The organism is Ruegeria sp. P10 (assembly GCF_056534925.1).
On the sequence record NZ_JBQERJ010000004.1, the window covers coordinates 166128 to 183030 of the forward strand.

The following is a 16903-nucleotide window of genomic DNA, read 5'->3' on the forward strand; positions in this document are numbered from 1 at the left end:
GGTTAACGGAATGTTCACAGGGATCGTCACCGACATCGGCACCGTCACCGAGCTGGAACAGCAGGGGGATCTGCGCGCCCGGATCAAGACGGCCTATGACACGGCCGGTATCGATATCGGAGCCTCGATTGCCAGTGATGGTGTGTGCCTGACGGTGATCGCGCTGGGCGACGATTGGTATGATGTACAGATCAGCGCCGAGACGGTTTCGAAGACCAATCTTGATACCTGGGCCGTCGGCAAACGTGTCAATCTGGAGCGAGCGCTGAAAGTCGGTGATGAACTGGGCGGTCACATCGTTTCGGGTCATGTGGATGGCGTGGCCGATGTGGTCGCGGTCGAAGATGAAGGCGACAGCACACGTGTCACCTTGCGTGCACCGAAGGAACTGGCGCGGTTCATAGCGCCCAAAGGGTCGGTTGCGCTGAACGGGACATCGCTGACGGTCAATGACGTGAATGATTGCGAGTTTGGCATCAATTTCATCCCTCACACCAAGGAAGTCACGACCTGGGGCGATGTCGGTGTGGGCGATCGCGTCAATCTTGAGATCGATACACTGGCCCGGTACGTCGCGCGCCTGTCCGAGATGTCCTGATACGTCGCGTCGGAAAACCCCAGCGCCGTTTGTGGACTGGTCTTTGCGCCCTCAGTGGTCTATTCCGCCGAGCAAACCTGCCATGTGAAAGGCTGCCCCATGAGCTTTGAAACCCCCGGACCGGTCGAGGCCCAGTTGCGTGACGCGATCAGCCCGATCGAAGAAATCATCGAAGAGGCGCGCGCCGGCCGGATGTACATTCTGGTCGATCACGAAGATCGCGAGAACGAAGGCGATCTGGTGATCCCGGCCGAGTTTGCGGATGCCGAGGCGATCAACTTCATGGCCACCCATGGGCGCGGCCTGATCTGTTTGCCGATGACGGCGGAACGGATAGATGCGCTGGGCTTGCCGATGATGGCCGTGAACAACTCATCCCGCCACGAGACGGCCTTTACGGTTTCGATTGAGGCGCGCGAAGGTGTCAGCACCGGGATTTCAGCTGCCGACCGGGCGCTGACCGTGGCGACCGCAATCAACGAACAGAACACGATGGCGCATATCGCCACCCCGGGCCATGTCTTTCCGTTGCGGGCAAAGCGGGGCGGGGTGCTGGTGCGCGCAGGCCATACCGAGGCCGCCGTGGATATCTCGCGTCTTGCCGGGCTGAACCCGTCAGGCGTGATCTGCGAGATCATGAATGAAGACGGAACCATGGCGCGCCTGCCGGATCTGGTCGAGTTCGCCAAAAACCACAACATGAAAATCGGCACGATCAGCGACCTGATCAGCTATCGGGCGCGCAATGACAATCTGGTTGTCGAGACTTCTCGTCAAACAGTCACCTCGGAATACGGCGGTGAGTGGGAAATGCGGATTTTCACCGATCAGACCCACGGCATTGAACATGTTGTCATGATCAAAGGCGACATCACCACGCCCGAGCCCGTTCTGACGCGCACGCACGCCCTGCATGAAGCGCCGGATATCCTGGGGCTTGGTCCGAAATCATCCCGCGAGTTGCCGCGCGCGATGGAAAAGATCGCCGAAGAGGGCCGCGGAGTGGTCTGCCTGTTCCGCCAGCCGCGCAACTCGTTGTATGCGGTCGAGGATGAAGGCCCGCGCACCATCAAGCAAACCGGTCTGGGGGCGCAGATTCTGTCCAAGATGGGGATTCAGGAACTGGTGCTTCTGACCGACTCTCCTGAAACGGTGTATCTTGGGCTGGACGCGTTTGGCCTGTCAATCGTCGGCACCCGCTCGATTCTGAAGGAAGACTGAACATGGCTGAACAAGACAAACACGGAATTCTGCCGACACCCAGCTTCGACAAGCCGGTGAAACTGCTGATCGTGGCCGCTCCGTTCTACCGCTCGATCGCCGACAACCTGATTGCGGGTGCCACGGCCGAGATCGAAGCGGCTGGCGGCACCTGCGAAGTGGTCGAAGTGCCCGGCGCGCTGGAAATTCCCACGGCCATCGCCATGGCCGACCGACAGTGCAACTTTGACGGCTATGTCGCGCTTGGCTGTGTCATCCGCGGTGAGACCACGCATTACGAAACCGTCTGCAACGACTCCAGCCGCGCGATCCAGCTGCTGGGCCTACAGGGGCTGTGCATCGGCAACGGCATCCTGACGGTCGAGAATGACGAGCAGGCCGAAGTTCGCGCCGATCCGGAAAAGATGAATAAAGGGGGTGGCGCGGCCGCTGCGGCCTTGCATCTGATCGCGCTCAGCCGTAAGTGGGGCGCTTCGAAAAAGGGCGTCGGATTCAAGCCGCCGTCCGAGTCCATCCTGGTGGCGGGCGACAGCAACGGATCAACGACAACATGACCCAGACAGACACGCCGAAACCGGCAAACCGGAAACGCCTGATGAAATCCGCAGCGCGGCTTTATGCCGTGCAGGCGCTGTTCCAGATGGAGCAGTCGGGCCAGACGACCGAGCAGGTGGTCAACGAGTTTCTGGACCACCGGTTCGGCGCGGTCTACGAGGGCGACGAGATGCTTGAGGGCGACAGCACGCTGTTCCGCAAGCTGGTGGATGACGCCGTGAACTATCAGGCGCCGATCGACCAGATGACCGACCGCGCGCTGGTGGCGAAATGGCCGATCGCGCGCATCGACCCGACCCTGCGCGCGCTGTTTCGCGCGGCGGGTGCGGAACTGACCCAAAGCGGCACACCGCCCAAAGTGGTGATCACCGAGTTTGTCGATGTGGCACGTGCCTTTTTTCCAGAAGGTAAAGAACCAAAATTCGTCAATGCCGTGCTGGATCACATGGCGCGCGAGGCGCAGCCCGAGGCGTTCTGACACGTTTACCTGAACCAGACATGCGCTAGCATTGTTGTCGAAGCGCAAGGAGGTTCGCCATGCCCAAACTGATCCGCCTGTATATCACGCAAGTCGCCTGGGGTTTTGTCATTTCGGCCGTGTTTGTCGGGGTGCTCTTGGCGCTGAACATCGCGAACCTTCGGCATCTGATCTCCGGGTCGGAAATCGGCCTGATCGCGTTGGTGATGATCTGGTTCATGAACGGCATCGTCTTTGCCGGCGTTCAGTTCGCGTACAAGATCATGAGCATGGCGGAAAAGCCGCAGGGGCCGCGTCGGGGAACACCGGTCGCACACAGCTTCGAGCCGGCAACCGTGAAACAGGAAGCCCACGCAGGGCGCTGATATTTCAGGGAAAGTGCGGCGGGACCACCAGTCAACCGTGCGGTTTGATTCCCGAGGACCTGTATGTACAGGTGGGCGCCGGGTAATCAGGCCAGGACCTGAACAGAGCCAGCCCCCTCGGAATTGCTTAAGGCCACCAGAATGCTACCTGTCACAAGAAGGGCAGAACCCGCCACGCGCTTAAGTAGGGTGTCTGACGGGTTCGCGCAAGAGGTCAGGCGTCAACAGTTTCGTGCAATGACACACGCAACTTGCCGAAATGTTCATCCCACCCTTTGTCCAGAGCCAGGATCAGATCAAATGCTGCGACGCCTTGCGGTAATCCTTCGTGCACAAGCTCAAGACGTGTGCCGCCCAAGACCGGTTCCAATGTCCATTTGACCACGCTTACAGCGTCCCCCATCGGTTTGACGGTAAAGGTGTGTTCAAGATATTTGGGGGGGCGGGCGATACGGACCTCTCCCCAGATCAGTAAGTCGCCGCTTGTCGTGCCGAACATCTCAAGCTTCTGACCTTCTGCCAGTGTTCTTTCCGGTTTGTGGAACCATTCCGCCAGATGCTCCGGCTCCGTCAGATAGGCCCAAACGGTTTCCGGTTCCGCCCTGAGGAAAATCGATTTCTTCAATACGGCATCAGTCATTTTGTTTCCTTTCAATAGCTTCCTTGAGAGAGTTGAGGCGGTCGTCCCAGAACTGGTCAAAATAGCTGAGCCAGTCGAGCACCGGGGCCATGCCCTTAGGTTCAAGTCGATTGATGCGTTCCCGGCCGCGCGCTTCGACTGTGATCAACCCACCGTCGGACAGAATCGTCAGGTGTTTTTTGACCGCAGCGCGGGTCATGTCGAACCGGTCCGTCAACTGCCCGATCGTCATGTCCTGTGACGAGAGCAGTCGCACGATGTTCCGGCGTGTGGGATCGGCCAGCGCGCGAAACGCGTTTTGAGTTTGGTTCTCCATAAGCAACCTCAGGAATAGTACCGTTTGGTACTACATTAATGAGATACCAAAAGGTACTATGTCAAGACGCAAAGGTGCTTTACTTTTGTTCGCTAATTGTTCACATTTTCGGCTATGACTTTGGATCTGCAACCTGGACAGAGACTGGCACGTGGCGTCGCGCGGCATCTTGCGGCGCATGGCTTTGTTTCCGTAGAGGAATTCGTACCCGCGCGCGGGTTGCGCGTGGACGTGATGGGGCTGGGGCCAAAGGGTGAGTTGTGGGTGATTGAGTGCAAATCCAGCCGTGCCGATTATCAGTCGGATTCGAAGTGGCAGGGCTATTTGGAATGGTGTGACCGATTCTTCTGGGCCGTCGACACAGAATTCCCGACCGATCTGTTGCCTGATGAAACAGGCCTGATCATCGCCGATGCCTATGATGCGGAAATCGTGCGCATGGCGCCCGAGGACAAAATCGCACCGGCGCGGCGCAAGAAGATGATCCAGAAATTTGCAACGGATGCCGCGCGCCGTTTACACGCGCTTCGGGATCCCAGGCTGTAAGGTCAGCCTTTGACCGCAAGGGCGGCTTGTACCGCAGCGCGAATTTCGTCGGCGATTTCTTCTGCTTCTTCCGGGTCAAAATCCATCGGTATTTCGATGCCGTCAGCTTCGATGAACAGGCGGACCATACCCTGATCGGTCGGACCGATTTGCAGGTTTGCCTGAATGTCGCGTTCGGTATTGATGCCCATCTGTGCCTCCGAGACTGAGCGTTCCTGCTAGCGCGCACGGGGTTGAGAATCAAGTCACCTTTGCGGTCAGATAAGATATGAAAGACGCCGTTCTCAGACCCTTTCACCCCGATGACGCCGCGTGGCTGGTTGAACAGCACGGTCTGCTTTATGCGCGCGACGAAGGGTTTGATGACAGCTTTGCGCCCCTGGTGGCCAGCATCCTTGACGACTTCATCGCCAACAGTGACCCCGAGCTTGAAAGAGGCTGGATCGCCGGGCAGGACGGGCAGCGTCTGGGCAGTATTTTCTGCGTTGCTGTTGACCGGAATACCGCCAAGTTGCGGCTGTTTCTGCTTGTCCCGAAAGCACGAGGGCTGGGGCTGGGAAAGCGCCTGCTACAAGCATGCACTGCCTTCGCACGCGGGGCAGGATACAAAGAAATGGTTCTGTGGACGCACGAAAGCCATACCGCCGCCTGCGCACTTTACAAGGCGTCCGGCTGGGAATTGACAGACAGCAAAGCGGTGCATTCCTTCGGTGTCGACCTTGTCGAACAAAGCTGGAAATTTCGGCTTTAATCCTCTTGCATTCCGCGGGCGTGTTCGGTACATCGCCCCTCACGAGTGCCGCCTTAGCTCAGTTGGTTAGAGCGCTGGATTGTGGATCCAGAGGTCCCCTGTTCAAGCCAGGGAGGCGGTACCACTTCTCCCCTTTTGAATGTGCTAAAAAACGTGTGGGCGCGCGGTGATTGGCGTTGATTTGGTTTGGTGTCCAGACGTGACTGGCGCGCCGAAACTCAGCGCGCCAGGTTCAGTTTGAACCGCATCTTGGCCCGTTTTGCGACCGGTAGGTGCCGGTTCAGGCGTTTGTTGATCAGGCCAAAGCCCCCGACGATTACCAGCGTCAGCAGGATGAAATAGAACGCCAGTATCGGGTATGGGATGAACGGGTTGAACGTCTTGTCCGCAAAGTAACTGGCGTAATACAGGGCGTCTCCGCGTTGCTGCCAGGCCGGGAAGGCTGAAAAGAAGACCAGCGTTGTCGCGTGGAAAAGAAAGATTGCTTCGTTTGTGTAGGCAGGCCAGGCAAGCCGCAACATGGTGGGCCAGACGATCCGGCGAAAACGGGCCCAGCCTGACATGCCATAGGCATCTGCGGCTTCGATATCGCCCTTGGGAATGGACCTTAGCGCTCCGTAAAAGATCTCGCCTGAATAGGCGGCAGTGTTGAGGAACAGCACGATCAGCGCCCCCAGCCAGGCCGAGGTGAAGGCGTCGAACATCGGGTTGGATTTCTTCAGCGACAGGAACAGGAAATAAGCGAAGAAAAACTGGATAAACAAGGGCGAGCCGCGAAACATGAAAATGAACCATTCCGAAGGCTTGCGAAGCCATTTGTTTGCTGACGCCTTGCCGACGGCCAGGGCCGTGGCCAGAAAGAAGCCGGTCGCCAGCGCCATGATCCCGAAATAGACATTCCAGATCATCCCCGACCCGATCAGCGTGAACTGTTCGCACAGGGTGAAGTCACTTTTGGGCAGTAGCCGCTCGCCGAGACCCAGGGACCGAAGGCCGTAATCTTGAATCGTCTGCAAGCAGCTCATGCCGTGGTCTCCTTGCGCAGAAGCTCGCCGCCGGACGTGGCCTGCCCGTGGGACAGTTTCCGCATCAGATTTTCAAGCCCAAGTTCAGACACGCGCGTCATGCCGAGGTAGAAGACAAGCAGGAACAGGAAGTACCACATGCGCCAGTCGCCATGCGGATACTGGGTGAACTTGGACGTCTTGGTGCCGCCAAGTTCGCGGGCCCAATAAACGATGTCTTCGATCCCCAGCAGGAACAGCAGCGGAGTAGCCTTGATGAGAACCATCCAAAGATTCGACAGGCCGGGCAGGGCATAAACCCACATCTGCGGCACAAGGATGCGCCAGAAGGTCTGACGACGGGACATGCCATATGCTTCGGCGGTTTCAAGCTGCGCGTGGGGCACGGCGCGCATTCCACCAAACAAAACGTTTGCCGCAAACGCCCCGAAAACAATCGAGAAGGTAACGACGGCCAGGAAGAAGCCATAGGTTTCATGCACCCATTCCGGTGCGGTCCCCAATGGCAGCTTGGCCGCCTGACAGACGATAAAGTCATTTCCCTGCCGGATCGGGTCGGTCCATTCGGGGCACAATATCTTGTGCCGCGTCCATTCGAATGCCTGATCCAACGCTATCACGAAAAACAGGAAGAAAGCGATGTCCGGGACACCGCGCACGATGGCAATATACCCTTTGCCCAGCCAGCTCAGGGGCGGGAAATGTGATCGGGCGGCCATTGCGCCAACAAAACCAAACGCCAATGCGACCGGCGCGGTCACCGCCAGCAATCCCAACACCTTGAGGAACGACAGGTAGAAGGACCAGTGCACGCCGTTGGTCAGGTAGCAGGAGAACCAGCGGAATGTTCCGAGCGTGTCAGGGTCAGCGCAATAGGAAAACATGAAGCGTCTTTCGAACGTCATACCCGGTTATTCCACCGGGCAGGGTTCGGCGCGATGGACGCGCCGAACCGCTTGATACGGATTAGTTTGTAACGACCGAACCGTCAGCGTTGTAGGTCGGAACGCCTTCGCCGAACCACTTGATGATCAGTTCATTCAACGAACCGTCCGCTTTCATCGATGTGATCGCCTCATCGAACTTTCCACGCAGTTCGCCATCCGATTCACGGATGCCCAGCCCGATGCCACCGCCCAGCGGCACGTCATCACCCACAAAGACCAGCTCTCCGGCGGATTCCTCGACGATCGGCACCAGGAAGTCCTTGTCGGCAAACACGGCATCGGCTTCACCGTTGCGCACGGCTGCGATGGTTTCTTCCGGAGTTGCAAACTCGACCAGTGTCGCGCCCGACTCGGCTACGTGGCCTGCCTGAATGGTGGCGGTCTGTGCGGCAACGACGCCGGTGGAGACATCAACATCCTCGGACGCACCGACATAGGCCGAAGCCGCAGGCGGGAAGTAGTTCTGGGTGAAGTCGATGACTTCGTCACGTTCGTCGGTGATCGACATGCCTGCGATGATGGTGTCGTAGTTGCCCGAGACCAGGTTCGGAATGATCGAATCCCAGTCGTTCTTGACCCATTCACATTCCAGATTTGCGCGCTTGCACAGTTCGTCGCCGACTTCACGCTCGAAGCCGTCGATTTCGCCCGCATCATTGATGAAGTTGTACGGAGGGTAGGCGCCCTCGGTCCCCATGCGGACCGTGTCGGCCATGGCGATACCGGCGGTCAGGGCCAGTGCGGCAGTGGACAGAATCAGATTTTTCATTGGTTGCTCCCCAGTTTGGTTCTGTTTTTGAAGTTAAGCCGCCTGAGTGGCGGAGAGAAAACCCCGAAGCCGTTCGGATTCAGGAGATGTGAAGATATCTTCCGGCGTGCCTTCTTCCTCGATCAGGCCCTGGTGCAGGAACACCACGTGGCTTGAAATGTCGGCGGCCATTTTCATGTCATGCGTTACGATGATCATGGTGCGCCCTTCGGCGGCCAGGTCCTTGATCACCTTTATCACTTCCTGTTCCAGTTCAGGGTCCAAAGCCGAAGTCGGTTCATCAAACAGCAGGGCTTCGGGTTCCATGCACAGGCCGCGGGCGATGGCGGCGCGTTGTTGCTGCCCCCCTGACAATTGCGCCGGATAGGCGTCGCATTTGTCGCCGATGCCAACTTTGTCCAGATACTTGCGCGCGCTGTCTTCAACCTCGGCCCTGTCGCGCCCCAGAACGGTCACTGGGGCCTCCATCACATTTTGCAGGATGGTCATATGAGCCCAAAGATTGAACTGTTGAAACACCATCGACAGGTTGGTGCGTATGCGCAGAACCTGTTTGGAGTCGGCGGGGCGGCGCCCGTGCTTTTCCCCGGACCATTTGACAGGCTCACCCTTGAAAAGGATTTCTCCTTGCTGGCTGTCCTCCAAAAGGTTGCAGCACCGCAAAAGCGTCGATTTGCCGGACCCAGACGACCCAATCAGTGATACCACGTCACCGCGATGTGCCGTGATATCGACCCCCTTCAACACCTCTAGATTTCCGAAGCTTTTGTGAAGGTCTTTGATTTCGATGACGGGGGCAGTTTCTGTCACGGGCAGTCCAGTGGTTGGTGGTGTTGGTGCGGTACTAGGACCGAAAAAAAAGGTCAATGCAATGCGCAAATGACAGAATCAAGCGGAGAAACATCCAAATTGGCCAAAATCAGTCGTCAAATTGGGCAGTCGCTGATCCGCTATCTTTGGGAGAAGGCGGAGTGGGGACCGCCAGGTAGTGCGCCGCGGGAATATCGATCAACCCGCGTATATGCAGAAATCGTTGGTCGTCGTCGCAAAGCTGGTCAATTGCGGCCCGAACAGCGCCTGCAATGACCTGCGGATTCTGACTCATCGATGTGATGTAGGGAAGGGTCGGAGTCGGAGTCGTTCTTGCCAGTTCGCGCAGTTTGGTTCCCAAATTGCTATGTTGTTGCAGCATCAGCCACGTCAACATGTCCAGCGCGGCAAAGTCCGCTTTGCCACCTGCGACGGCTTGGGCAGACAGCGCATGCCCGCCGGTTTCCAACAGTCCGGCGGGGTGCAGGTTTGCCTGGATCATATGTGTGATCGGGGCTGCCCAGCCGGATTGGGACAAGCCCTCATTATACGCGAAAACCCCTGTGATCAGCCCCGCCAGATCCCGGTCGTCGTCATTCCGTGCCACAAAGACCGAGCAATAGTATCCGGGGGGACATCCAGGCAGGTCATAGTCCGGAGTGCCAACCAGTTGCACGTGACCATGCAATCGGGTTCGAAACGGCATGCCGCAGGTTTGTGCCAGAATCAGGTTTGGGTCCTGCCAGACCGCCCACACGTCTTTGTCGCGGTTAAGGTGTTCGGGACCTGATCCAAGTTGGGCACGAATCAGGTTCCAGAACCTGTCATTGGCGGCTTGCAGGGCAGGCATGTCATACATGCCCAGCATGGCAATCACGATTTTGCAGCCTTTTGCCGTGCCAAAGCGGAATCCACGTCACTTACGCCCAGAAGACTGACCACCAGACGCAGCAGCGAATCTTCCTCGCTGGTGCGGTGCCCATCGGCCAATGCCACGGACCACAGCGCCTGAACGACCGCAAGCCGATCTTCATAGGCAACCGCCTCTTTGATGGCTCGGGTAAAGCGGACGGTGTCCGGGGCCTCGGCCTCAAGATCTTCGGCGTGGGCACGCAGGGCGGCGCATTCGAACGGGGACAGGCCATAGCGTTGCGCCGAAATTCGGTCGATACGGGCCATTTCGGTATCGGAATAGTCATTGTCGGACCGCGCCAGACGCACCAGCAGGGCCGTAAGGGCCAGGCGGGCATCATCGTCGACAAGAGGATCGGGCTGAGGCTGCGTAAGCCTGGAAAGAAACTCACTGAACATGCGTTAGATATAGCGAGCGTCTATCCCACATCCAAGCGGCTTTGAACGCGTTCACGCGCAGCCTTGCTGTCGTTAAAGCTTAACCCCATGGCAACGCGGGCTTCCTCGACGATTTTCACCTCGCCTTCGTCGGTGTTTCCATCTGCCAGGACAACTTCCCACAGCGCATCCAGAGCGGCCAGGCGTTCCTTCAGATCCGTGGTCTCGCGGATCAGCTTGCCGAAGGTATCGGTATCCGGCGCGGCCGCATGAAGCTTTTCGCAAGTGGCGCGCACCTTGGCTGCTTCGATTGCGTTATGCTGGTAAAGACGGGCCAGGATTTTGTCGATCAGGCGGATCTCTTCCAGCTTGTAGTCCCGATCAGCCTGCGCCACGCGCACCATGAGCGCACCCAGAGCAAGTTCGGCATCCGGGTCCGGAAGATGTTCATGCTGGGGCGGTCTGAGCGCCTGAAGGAACTTTTTCAACATGGTAAAAGATTATTCCATATTTTGTGGTGCGCCAAGCGTAGTCTACCCGTCATAGCCCTGAATGATCACAAGATCGCCCATCGATACCGGGGCGCGCAGTGCTTTGGCTTTCTGGTATGCTTCGCTTTCGTAACAGGCAAGCGCATCCTCATAGCTGGGAAATTCGATCACAACGGTCCGGGCGCGCGCTGCGCCTTCCTTCACTTCTCGCTTTCCTCCGCGTGTCAGAAAGCGCGCACCATAAGCTTTAAAGGGCTCCGCATTTGCAGCAATGTAGGTCTTGTACGTGTCCATGTCGTCCACATCGACATGTGCAACCCAATAGCCTTTCATCAGGCTTGCCTCCTGTTCGGTTTCAAAAGCAGGGTGATGAGAAGTGGCGGCAATTGCAATCCCACAACTTCAGGGTGATCAGTCGCGGTAGTGAATAGCGGCGTGTGCCTGATCTGTTAACCACTTGATCATCTGACGATAAGGAACCGGGCCATAGCTGACGCGCGCCACCCCCAATTCAGCCAGGCGGAGAGTGCCGGGGGTGCCGGGCAGGGCGATGATGTTGACTGGCAGGTTGGTACGCTCGCACAGATGGCCGATCATCGCCTCGTCTTTCAGCCCCGGAGCAAAAAAACCGCTGGCACCCGCTGCCTCATAGGCCGAAGCACGGGCAATGGCGTCGTTCAGCATGGCCTCATCATGTGTTTCTGCCGGGGCCTTCAGGAAAATGTCAGTTCTTGCGTTGACATAGGCAGGTATGCCCACGTCTTCGCAGGCCGCGCGCATGGCTTCGATACGTTTGGCCTGAACCGCTGTATCGTACAGCCCGTCGCCGCCGATGATCTGATCTTCGAAGTTGAAACCAACCACGCCGCAATCCAGCGCACGCTTGACGTTTTGCGCAATGCCCTGTGGATCTTCGGCATATGCCCCTTCGAAATCCAGTGTCACCGGAAGATCAACCGCTGCAACGATGCGGCGCGCATTGTCCAATGCGGTCTCAAGCGGGATGTTCTGACCGTCGCCAAAACCCTGTGCCATGGCGACAGGTGCGCTGCCTGTGGCAATGGCTTGCGCGCCAGCATCCCGCACCGCGCCGGCACTGCCGGCATCCCAGATGTTGAACAGAATGACGGGGTCGCCCTTTTTGTGAAGGCTGGCAAAGGTCTTCGCGCGTTGGGATTGATCGCTCATCGAGGCTCTCCTGTCGTGGTGTGATCAACAGTTAACCCCATGAGGGCAGACCGAGTAGAGGTTTTTTTGCTCGGCAGCGTCACATTGAAGTGACGGAAACCGCACGGCCCGGTCCATGGCAAGATGGTCCGGGCCATGCTGGTGCATGGGCAAGCGGCGGTGCGTGCCTCAGGCTTCTTCTGCCGCGCCGGATACAAATTTTGCGCTGAAGTTGGCCTCACCCAAACGCTTCAACAGGTTCAGCTGAGTGTCCAGCCAGTCCTTGTGGCCTTCTTCTTCCAGCAAGATGCGTTCGAACAGGGTCCTTGACCCGACATCGCCGACCTCGGCGGCCTGCAACGCGGCCTTGGTATAGAAGTCGACTGCCTCGGTTTCATCCTTCAGGTCCGCGGCAAACATGTCTTCCAGAGACCCCGCTGCGACTGGACTTTTCTGAAACGCAAGCTCGGGCACGCCGCCAAGGAACAGGATACGCTCGATGAACGCGTCGGAGTGACCCAATTCTTCCTGCATTTCAGCGCGCATTTTTTCGGCAAGGATGTCCAGCCCCCAGTCCTCCAGCACATGGGCATGCAGCTGGTACTGGTGCGCTGCCGTCAGCTCCATATGAAGCGCTTGCTGGAGGTTGGTAATCGTTGTTGCGTTGCTCATCGGAAATCTCCTGAAACTCTGAACGGCATAGAGCCTGCGAAGCAGAAATTCTGCTTGCACATACAGTTAAGAGATCAGCCCGCACAAAACAACGCGGGGTGACAGTCCGACACAGCCCAGGGTCAGACCAGGCGAGAAGTGTCTTTCGCAGCGCGCACGAAATCGCGGAACAGGGGATGCGGGTCGAACGGTTTGGACTTCAGTTCCGGGTGGTACTGCACGCCGATGAACCATGGGTGATCTGACCATTCTACGATTTCTGGCAGGCGTCCGTCCGGCGACATGCCCGAGAAGTTGAGCCCGGCCTTTTCAAGCTGCTCACGGTACTTGATGTCCACTTCATAGCGGTGACGGTGGCGCTCTTCGATCTGTGTGCCGCCATAAACTTCAGCGACTTTCGATCCTTCTGCCAGCACCGCATTGTAAGCGCCCAGGCGCATGGTGCCGCCCTTGTCGTCACCGACCTTGCGTTCGACCTTGTGATTGCCCTGCACCCATTCCTTCAGATGGTACACGACAGGTTCAAAACGTTTCTTCCCGGCTTCGTGGTCGAATTCTTCCGAACCAGCTTCCTTGATGCCAGCCGCATTTCGGGCGGCCTCGATCACGGCCATCTGCATCCCAAGGCAGATGCCCAGATAGGGGACTTTGTGCTCGCGCGCATATTGTGCGGCCTTGATTTTGCCCTCTGTGCCGCGTTCGCCAAAGCCTCCGGGGACGAGGATGGCGTGGAAACCCTCAAGATGGGGGGCGACGTCTTCGTTGTCGAACACCTCGGCGTCAACCCATTCGACCTTGACCTTGACCCGGTTGGCCATGCCGCCATGGGTCAGCGCCTCGGCAATCGATTTATAGGCGTCTTCAAGCTGCGTATACTTGCCTACGATGGCGACCTTCACTTCGCCCTCGGCGTTGTGGATGCGGTCGCTGACGTCTTCCCATTTTGCCAGATCGGGTTTGGGCGCTGGGCTGATCTGGAACGCGTCCAGAACGGCCTGATCCAGACCTTCGCGGTGATAGGCCAGCGGCGCGTCATAGATGGTGCTCAGGTCCTGCGCTGCGATCACGCTGTCGGGGCGCACGTTACAGAACAGCGCCAGTTTCTCGCGCTCCTTGGTCGGGATCGGACCTTCAGAGCGACAGACCAGAATATCCGGCGCCAGACCGATCGAGCGCAGTTCCTTCACCGAGTGCTGAGTCGGTTTGGTTTTCAGCTCGCCCGAGGCCTTGATATAAGGCAGCAGCGTCAGGTGCATGAAGATGCACTGCCCGCGCGGCTTGTCCTGACTGAACTGGCGGATCGCCTCGAAAAACGGTAGGCCCTCAATATCGCCCACGGTGCCACCGATTTCGCACAGCATGAAATCAACCTCATCCTCGCCGATGGCGATGAAATCCTTGATCTCGTTGGTGACGTGCGGGATCACCTGAATGGTCTTACCCAGATAGTCCCCGCGGCGTTCCTTTTCGAGCACGTTGGAATAGATCCGCCCCGAACTGACCGAGTCGGTCTTGCGCGCGGCCACGCCGGTGAATCGTTCGTAATGGCCCAGGTCCAGATCGGTTTCGGCCCCATCATCGGTGACGAACACTTCGCCGTGCTCAAACGGCGACATCGTCCCTGGATCGACGTTCAGATACGGGTCCAGCTTGCGCAGCCGTACCGAGTACCCCCGAGCCTGCAACAAGGCGCCCAACGCCGCCGAAGCCAGTCCTTTGCCCAAGGACGAAACCACACCACCAGTGATGAAAATAAATCGCGCCATAGTTTTTCGGCTGCTCCCGTGAGACGTCAAAATCAGCTGCCCGACGGTTTCGAAAAACCGCTGCATCACGGGACTTCACGTATAAAGGATTCGCGCCAAAAGCGCAAGAGAACCGCAAGATGCTGTTGCAGTCCTCTTCCATGTTTCTAGGTTTTGTAGGTCAGTCGGCCTGCGGGATCAGTGGCGCGTTGTCGCCCTGTGCAGGCGGCAGAAGGTCATCCGCCGACGGAATTGCCGGAGTATTTTCTTCGTTTGAAGCCGGAGCCGGCACGCCCAAACGGTCGATCACCGAGCTGCCCGAAGATTTCTGCGCCGCCAGAATGGTCAGCGTGATCGAGGTCACGATGAAGCAAGCGGCAAGGATCCAGGTCAGTTTGCCCAAAGCGGTCGCTGCTGCACGGCCTGTCATGGCTCCGCCACCACCGCCACCCATGCCAAGGCCACCGCCTTCGGACCGCTGCATCAGAACAACGGCAATCAAGCCTAGGGCCAAAAGAAGGTGGATGATGAGAACGACGTTTTCCATGGTGTTCCTGTACAGCGTGGCGTGTATCGCGTGGTATCTATGCAAGTTTGCCAGCGGGGGCAAGTGAGGAGTTCGCATCACTGCACGTGATATGTCATATCACGTCAAAGGGACTGGACAGAACGCCGATGCGTGACGCAGGCTGCGGCCCATGCCTCATGACGACCACGACCACCCGCACGCCCTTTTGCCGCCCGAACCCGCGCTTCGCGTCAAAGCGCTGGAAACGATTCTGACCCGCAAGGGCTTGATCGACCCGGCGGCTCTGGACGAAATCATAGACACCTATCAGAACAGGATTGGCCCGCAGAACGGCGCGCGGGTGGTTGCCAAAGCCTGGAGCGACCCAGCTTTCAAGGCCGCTCTGCTGGAAGACGCCACCTCGATGGTCGCGGATCTTGGTTACTATGGACGCCAGGGCGAACACATGGTTGTTGTCGAGAACACGCCAACCCGACACAACATGGTCGTCTGCACCTTGTGCAGCTGCTATCCTTGGCCGTTGCTGGGTATCCCGCCGGGCTGGTACAAATCTGATGCCTACCGTGCCCGAGCGGTGCGTGAACCCCGCAAGGTACTGGCCGAATTCGGCCTCACCCTGCCTGAAGACACTTCGGTGCGGGTGTGGGATTCGACCGCCGAGGTTCGCTATCTCGTTCTGCCGATGCGTCCCGATGGAACTGATGGGATGAGCGAGGAGGCGCTTTCCGCACTTGTGACACGTGACAGCATGATCGGCACGGGTTTGCCGAAGGCCCCTTCATGACCCGCGTTCACGATATGGGCGGCCGCTTTGGAGATGGTCCGATAAATCCCGAGGCCGAGGACGCGCCGGTTTTTGCCGAAGACTGGCACGCACGGGCGCTGGCAGTGACACTTGCATCCGGCTTTCTGGGGCAGTGGAATATCGACGTATCCCGCCACGCAAGGGAACGGTTGTCGCCAAAGGACTATACCCGGTTTTCATATTACGAGAAATGGATTTCGGGCCTGGCTGACCTGTTGGTAGAACACGGCGTTCTTTCTCTGGATGACCTGCGCAGCGGCGGAGAGGATGGGCCGCATCCGTTAGCGGAACGGATGCTCAAGGCGGACGCCGTGTCAGCCGCTCTGGCCAAAGGTGGACCGGCGGACAGATCTTCGAACGTGGCGGTGCAGTTTTCTGTCGGTCAACAGGTGGTCACGACCCGTCCGGCGGGAAATCGCATTGTGGATGGCGGGCACACACGCCTGCCGAATTATGCGTCCGGTGCCAGGGGGCGAATACTGCGCCTGCACGGAACCCATGTCCTGCCCGATTCCAATGCTCATGGGCTGGGCGAAGCGCCTGAACCGATCTATGCCGTGGTCTTCCCCGCATCGGAACTTTGGACCAGCCCGGAGCATCCGGATGACGAAGTGGTACTGGATCTCTGGCAAAGCTATCTGGAACCGGCATGAGCGGCTGCAACGAACATTCAGCCCCAGAACCGGTGTTTGCCGAACCCTGGCACGCTCAGGTCTTTGCCGTCACCGTTGCCCTGAACGAGGCCGGGTGGTTCGAATGGGCGGATTGGGCGGCCCGGTTCTCGGACACGTTGAAGCGCCACGGGCTCGCGCGAGAGCTGGACGGCGGCGACGACTATTTCCGTGCATGGCTGGAAACGCTCGAAGGGTTGCTGGCCGAGCAGGGCGTCTCGTCGCCGCAGGAGGTGAAAGGGCTACATAAATCTTGGGAAAAGGCTTATCTGACGACACCTCATGGGCAACCGGTGCATCTGCGTTGATGCCGGGCAGGGGGCTCTGCCCCCGCCGCCCGTTCCGTGCGGCTCCCCCGGGATATTTTCAGCCAGATGAAGCGAGGGATCCGCTTTTCATCTGGCCATAAATATCCCCACCGGAGGCATCGCGTGTTCGCGCGATTTTCATCTGCGGCGAAATATCGGTTTCCCTGCCGTTTCCGCCCAGCTATATGAGCCGGGTTTGATAAC

At 58.4% G+C, this 16903-nt stretch carries 25 protein-coding genes and 1 tRNA gene; 11 read left to right on the top strand and 15 right to left on the bottom strand.

What is annotated here, in order from left to right; translation table 11 throughout:
- Positions 1–10 precede the first annotated feature (10 nt).
- From ACR0FB_RS08660 to ACR0FB_RS08680, 5 genes are all read left to right on the top strand, one after another.
- Positions 11–598 carry a riboflavin synthase gene (locus ACR0FB_RS08660; protein WP_480487164.1) on the top strand — a complete coding sequence of 196 codons (588 nt, stop codon included), beginning with the start codon at positions 11–13 and terminating at the stop codon, positions 596–598.
- Positions 599–697: 99 nt separating this feature from the next.
- A complete protein-coding gene (gene ribB / locus ACR0FB_RS08665) occupies positions 698–1819 on the top strand; it encodes a 3,4-dihydroxy-2-butanone-4-phosphate synthase (RefSeq protein ID WP_209833481.1) in 1122 nt (373 codons plus the stop codon).
- A gap of 2 nt (positions 1820–1821) precedes the next feature.
- Entirely contained in the window at positions 1822–2373 is a 552-nt protein-coding gene (locus ACR0FB_RS08670) for a 6,7-dimethyl-8-ribityllumazine synthase (RefSeq protein WP_171723519.1), read from the top strand.
- A complete protein-coding gene (nusB, locus tag ACR0FB_RS08675) occupies positions 2370–2852 on the top strand; it encodes a transcription antitermination factor NusB (protein WP_171119535.1) in 483 nt (160 codons plus the stop codon). Before ACR0FB_RS08670 ends, nusB begins: the two co-directional genes overlap by 4 nt.
- A 59-nt stretch (positions 2853–2911) precedes the next feature.
- Positions 2912–3217: a hypothetical protein gene (locus ACR0FB_RS08680; RefSeq protein ID WP_210092159.1), complete on the top strand. Its 306-nt coding sequence runs from the start codon at positions 2912–2914 to the stop codon at positions 3215–3217.
- A gap of 214 nt (positions 3218–3431) precedes the next feature.
- On the opposite strand, the gene ACR0FB_RS08685 is transcribed toward ACR0FB_RS08680, so the two are convergent.
- On the bottom strand, positions 3432–3857 hold the full coding sequence (locus ACR0FB_RS08685) for an SRPBCC family protein (protein ID WP_210092160.1): 426 nt from the start codon (positions 3855–3857) through the stop codon (positions 3432–3434).
- A complete protein-coding gene (locus tag ACR0FB_RS08690; RefSeq protein ID WP_171363162.1) occupies positions 3850–4173 on the bottom strand; it encodes an ArsR/SmtB family transcription factor in 324 nt (107 codons plus the stop codon). The genes ACR0FB_RS08685 and ACR0FB_RS08690 overlap by 8 nt, the downstream gene beginning before the upstream one ends.
- A gap of 114 nt (positions 4174–4287) precedes the next feature.
- Here ACR0FB_RS08690 and ACR0FB_RS08695 point away from each other — a divergent pair, with 114 nt between their 5' ends.
- A complete protein-coding gene (locus ACR0FB_RS08695; RefSeq protein WP_152457561.1) occupies positions 4288–4719 on the top strand; it encodes an MmcB family DNA repair protein in 432 nt (143 codons plus the stop codon).
- Positions 4720–4721: 2 nt separating this feature from the next.
- Here the strand turns inward: ACR0FB_RS08695 and ACR0FB_RS08700 are convergent, their stop codons facing one another.
- Complete coding sequence (locus ACR0FB_RS08700) at positions 4722–4910, bottom strand: DUF6324 family protein (protein ID WP_152457562.1); 189 nt, start codon at positions 4908–4910, stop codon at positions 4722–4724.
- A 77-nt stretch (positions 4911–4987) separates the two neighbouring features.
- Here ACR0FB_RS08700 and ACR0FB_RS08705 point away from each other — a divergent pair, with 77 nt between their 5' ends.
- Entirely contained in the window at positions 4988–5470 is a 483-nt protein-coding gene (locus tag ACR0FB_RS08705; RefSeq protein ID WP_480619088.1) for an N-acetyltransferase family protein, read from the top strand.
- Positions 5471–5517: 47 nt separating this feature from the next.
- A tRNA-His gene (locus ACR0FB_RS08710) sits at positions 5518–5594 on the top strand.
- A 94-nt stretch (positions 5595–5688) separates the two neighbouring features.
- Here the strand turns inward: ACR0FB_RS08710 and ACR0FB_RS08715 are convergent.
- The 12 genes from ACR0FB_RS08715 to secG form a co-directional block, all read right to left on the bottom strand.
- Positions 5689–6495, bottom strand: a complete 807-nt coding sequence (locus ACR0FB_RS08715) for an ABC transporter permease (RefSeq protein ID WP_480619090.1) — start codon at positions 6493–6495, stop codon at positions 5689–5691.
- Entirely contained in the window at positions 6492–7379 is an 888-nt protein-coding gene (locus ACR0FB_RS08720; RefSeq protein WP_480619979.1) for an ABC transporter permease, read from the bottom strand. Before ACR0FB_RS08720 ends, ACR0FB_RS08715 begins: the two co-directional genes overlap by 4 nt.
- Positions 7380–7461: 82 nt before the next feature.
- A complete protein-coding gene (locus ACR0FB_RS08725) occupies positions 7462–8211 on the bottom strand; it encodes a transporter substrate-binding domain-containing protein (protein ID WP_171723514.1) in 750 nt (249 codons plus the stop codon).
- A gap of 33 nt (positions 8212–8244) precedes the next feature.
- Entirely contained in the window at positions 8245–9021 is a 777-nt protein-coding gene (locus ACR0FB_RS08730; RefSeq protein ID WP_171633399.1) for an ABC transporter ATP-binding protein, read from the bottom strand.
- Positions 9022–9130: 109 nt separating this feature from the next.
- Positions 9131–9889: a phosphate/phosphite/phosphonate ABC transporter substrate-binding protein gene (locus tag ACR0FB_RS08735; protein ID WP_480619981.1), complete on the bottom strand. Its 759-nt coding sequence runs from the start codon at positions 9887–9889 to the stop codon at positions 9131–9133.
- A gap of 5 nt (positions 9890–9894) precedes the next feature.
- Entirely contained in the window at positions 9895–10332 is a 438-nt protein-coding gene (locus ACR0FB_RS08740; protein ID WP_480619092.1) for a tellurite resistance TerB family protein, read from the bottom strand.
- 20 nt (positions 10333–10352) lie between these two features.
- On the bottom strand, positions 10353–10802 hold the full coding sequence (locus ACR0FB_RS08745) for a tellurite resistance TerB family protein (RefSeq protein ID WP_171633393.1): 450 nt from the start codon (positions 10800–10802) through the stop codon (positions 10353–10355).
- Positions 10803–10844: 42 nt separating this feature from the next.
- Positions 10845–11138, bottom strand: a complete 294-nt coding sequence (locus ACR0FB_RS08750) for a DUF1330 domain-containing protein (RefSeq protein ID WP_209833731.1) — start codon at positions 11136–11138, stop codon at positions 10845–10847.
- A gap of 75 nt (positions 11139–11213) precedes the next feature.
- On the bottom strand, positions 11214–11990 hold the full coding sequence (locus ACR0FB_RS08755; protein ID WP_209833468.1) for an isocitrate lyase/PEP mutase family protein: 777 nt from the start codon (positions 11988–11990) through the stop codon (positions 11214–11216).
- Positions 11991–12158: 168 nt separating this feature from the next.
- Complete coding sequence (locus ACR0FB_RS08760; RefSeq protein WP_152457573.1) at positions 12159–12641, bottom strand: bacterioferritin; 483 nt, start codon at positions 12639–12641, stop codon at positions 12159–12161.
- 122 nt (positions 12642–12763) lie between these two features.
- Complete coding sequence (locus tag ACR0FB_RS08765; RefSeq protein ID WP_209833466.1) at positions 12764–14407, bottom strand: CTP synthase; 1644 nt, start codon at positions 14405–14407, stop codon at positions 12764–12766.
- A 160-nt stretch (positions 14408–14567) separates the two neighbouring features.
- Entirely contained in the window at positions 14568–14933 is a 366-nt protein-coding gene (secG, locus tag ACR0FB_RS08770) for a preprotein translocase subunit SecG (protein ID WP_171723509.1), read from the bottom strand.
- Between the two features lie 151 nt (positions 14934–15084).
- Here secG and nthA point away from each other — a divergent pair, with 151 nt between their 5' ends.
- Genes nthA through ACR0FB_RS08785 form a run of 3 tightly spaced genes read left to right on the top strand, consistent with a single transcriptional unit; the run spans position 15085 to position 16699 of the window.
- A complete protein-coding gene (nthA, locus tag ACR0FB_RS08775; protein WP_480487173.1) occupies positions 15085–15699 on the top strand; it encodes a nitrile hydratase subunit alpha in 615 nt (204 codons plus the stop codon).
- Positions 15696–16373, top strand: a complete 678-nt coding sequence (gene nthB, locus ACR0FB_RS08780) for a nitrile hydratase subunit beta (protein WP_171723508.1) — start codon at positions 15696–15698, stop codon at positions 16371–16373. The genes nthA and nthB overlap by 4 nt, the downstream gene beginning before the upstream one ends.
- Positions 16370–16699 carry a nitrile hydratase accessory protein gene (locus ACR0FB_RS08785; protein WP_480619094.1) on the top strand — a complete coding sequence of 110 codons (330 nt, stop codon included), beginning with the start codon at positions 16370–16372 and terminating at the stop codon, positions 16697–16699. Before nthB ends, ACR0FB_RS08785 begins: the two co-directional genes overlap by 4 nt.
- Positions 16700–16903: the final 204 nt, after the last annotated feature.

Bases quoted from the DNA above. Each gene is read 5' to 3' on its own strand.
- ACR0FB_RS08660 (WP_480487164.1), top strand. From the start codon at position 11: ATGTTCACAGGGATCGTCACCGACATCGGCACCGTCACCGAGCTGGAA.
- ribB (WP_209833481.1), top strand. From the start codon at position 698: ATGAGCTTTGAAACCCCCGGACCGGTCGAGGCCCAGTTGCGTGACGCG.
- ACR0FB_RS08670 (WP_171723519.1), top strand. From the start codon at position 1,822: ATGGCTGAACAAGACAAACACGGAATTCTGCCGACACCCAGCTTCGAC.
- nusB (WP_171119535.1), top strand. From the start codon at position 2,370: ATGACCCAGACAGACACGCCGAAACCGGCAAACCGGAAACGCCTGATG.
- ACR0FB_RS08680 (WP_210092159.1), top strand. From the start codon at position 2,912: ATGCCCAAACTGATCCGCCTGTATATCACGCAAGTCGCCTGGGGTTTT.
- ACR0FB_RS08685 (WP_210092160.1), bottom strand. From the start codon at position 3,857: ATGACTGATGCCGTATTGAAGAAATCGATTTTCCTCAGGGCGGAACCG.
- ACR0FB_RS08690 (WP_171363162.1), bottom strand. From the start codon at position 4,173: ATGGAGAACCAAACTCAAAACGCGTTTCGCGCGCTGGCCGATCCCACA.
- ACR0FB_RS08695 (WP_152457561.1), top strand. From the start codon at position 4,288: ATGACTTTGGATCTGCAACCTGGACAGAGACTGGCACGTGGCGTCGCG.
- ACR0FB_RS08700 (WP_152457562.1), bottom strand. From the start codon at position 4,910: ATGGGCATCAATACCGAACGCGACATTCAGGCAAACCTGCAAATCGGT.
- ACR0FB_RS08705 (WP_480619088.1), top strand. From the start codon at position 4,988: ATGAAAGACGCCGTTCTCAGACCCTTTCACCCCGATGACGCCGCGTGG.
- ACR0FB_RS08715 (WP_480619090.1), bottom strand. From the start codon at position 6,495: ATGAGCTGCTTGCAGACGATTCAAGATTACGGCCTTCGGTCCCTGGGT.
- ACR0FB_RS08720 (WP_480619979.1), bottom strand. From the start codon at position 7,379: ATGTTTTCCTATTGCGCTGACCCTGACACGCTCGGAACATTCCGCTGG.
- ACR0FB_RS08725 (WP_171723514.1), bottom strand. From the start codon at position 8,211: ATGAAAAATCTGATTCTGTCCACTGCCGCACTGGCCCTGACCGCCGGT.
- ACR0FB_RS08735 (WP_480619981.1), bottom strand. From the start codon at position 9,889: ATGCTGGGCATGTATGACATGCCTGCCCTGCAAGCCGCCAATGACAGG.
- ACR0FB_RS08740 (WP_480619092.1), bottom strand. From the start codon at position 10,332: ATGTTCAGTGAGTTTCTTTCCAGGCTTACGCAGCCTCAGCCCGATCCT.
- ACR0FB_RS08745 (WP_171633393.1), bottom strand. From the start codon at position 10,802: ATGTTGAAAAAGTTCCTTCAGGCGCTCAGACCGCCCCAGCATGAACAT.
- ACR0FB_RS08755 (WP_209833468.1), bottom strand. From the start codon at position 11,990: ATGAGCGATCAATCCCAACGCGCGAAGACCTTTGCCAGCCTTCACAAA.
- ACR0FB_RS08760 (WP_152457573.1), bottom strand. From the start codon at position 12,641: ATGAGCAACGCAACAACGATTACCAACCTCCAGCAAGCGCTTCATATG.
- ACR0FB_RS08765 (WP_209833466.1), bottom strand. From the start codon at position 14,407: ATGGCGCGATTTATTTTCATCACTGGTGGTGTGGTTTCGTCCTTGGGC.
- secG (WP_171723509.1), bottom strand. From the start codon at position 14,933: ATGGAAAACGTCGTTCTCATCATCCACCTTCTTTTGGCCCTAGGCTTG.
- nthA (WP_480487173.1), top strand. From the start codon at position 15,085: ATGCCTCATGACGACCACGACCACCCGCACGCCCTTTTGCCGCCCGAA.
- nthB (WP_171723508.1), top strand. From the start codon at position 15,696: ATGACCCGCGTTCACGATATGGGCGGCCGCTTTGGAGATGGTCCGATA.
- ACR0FB_RS08785 (WP_480619094.1), top strand. From the start codon at position 16,370: ATGAGCGGCTGCAACGAACATTCAGCCCCAGAACCGGTGTTTGCCGAA.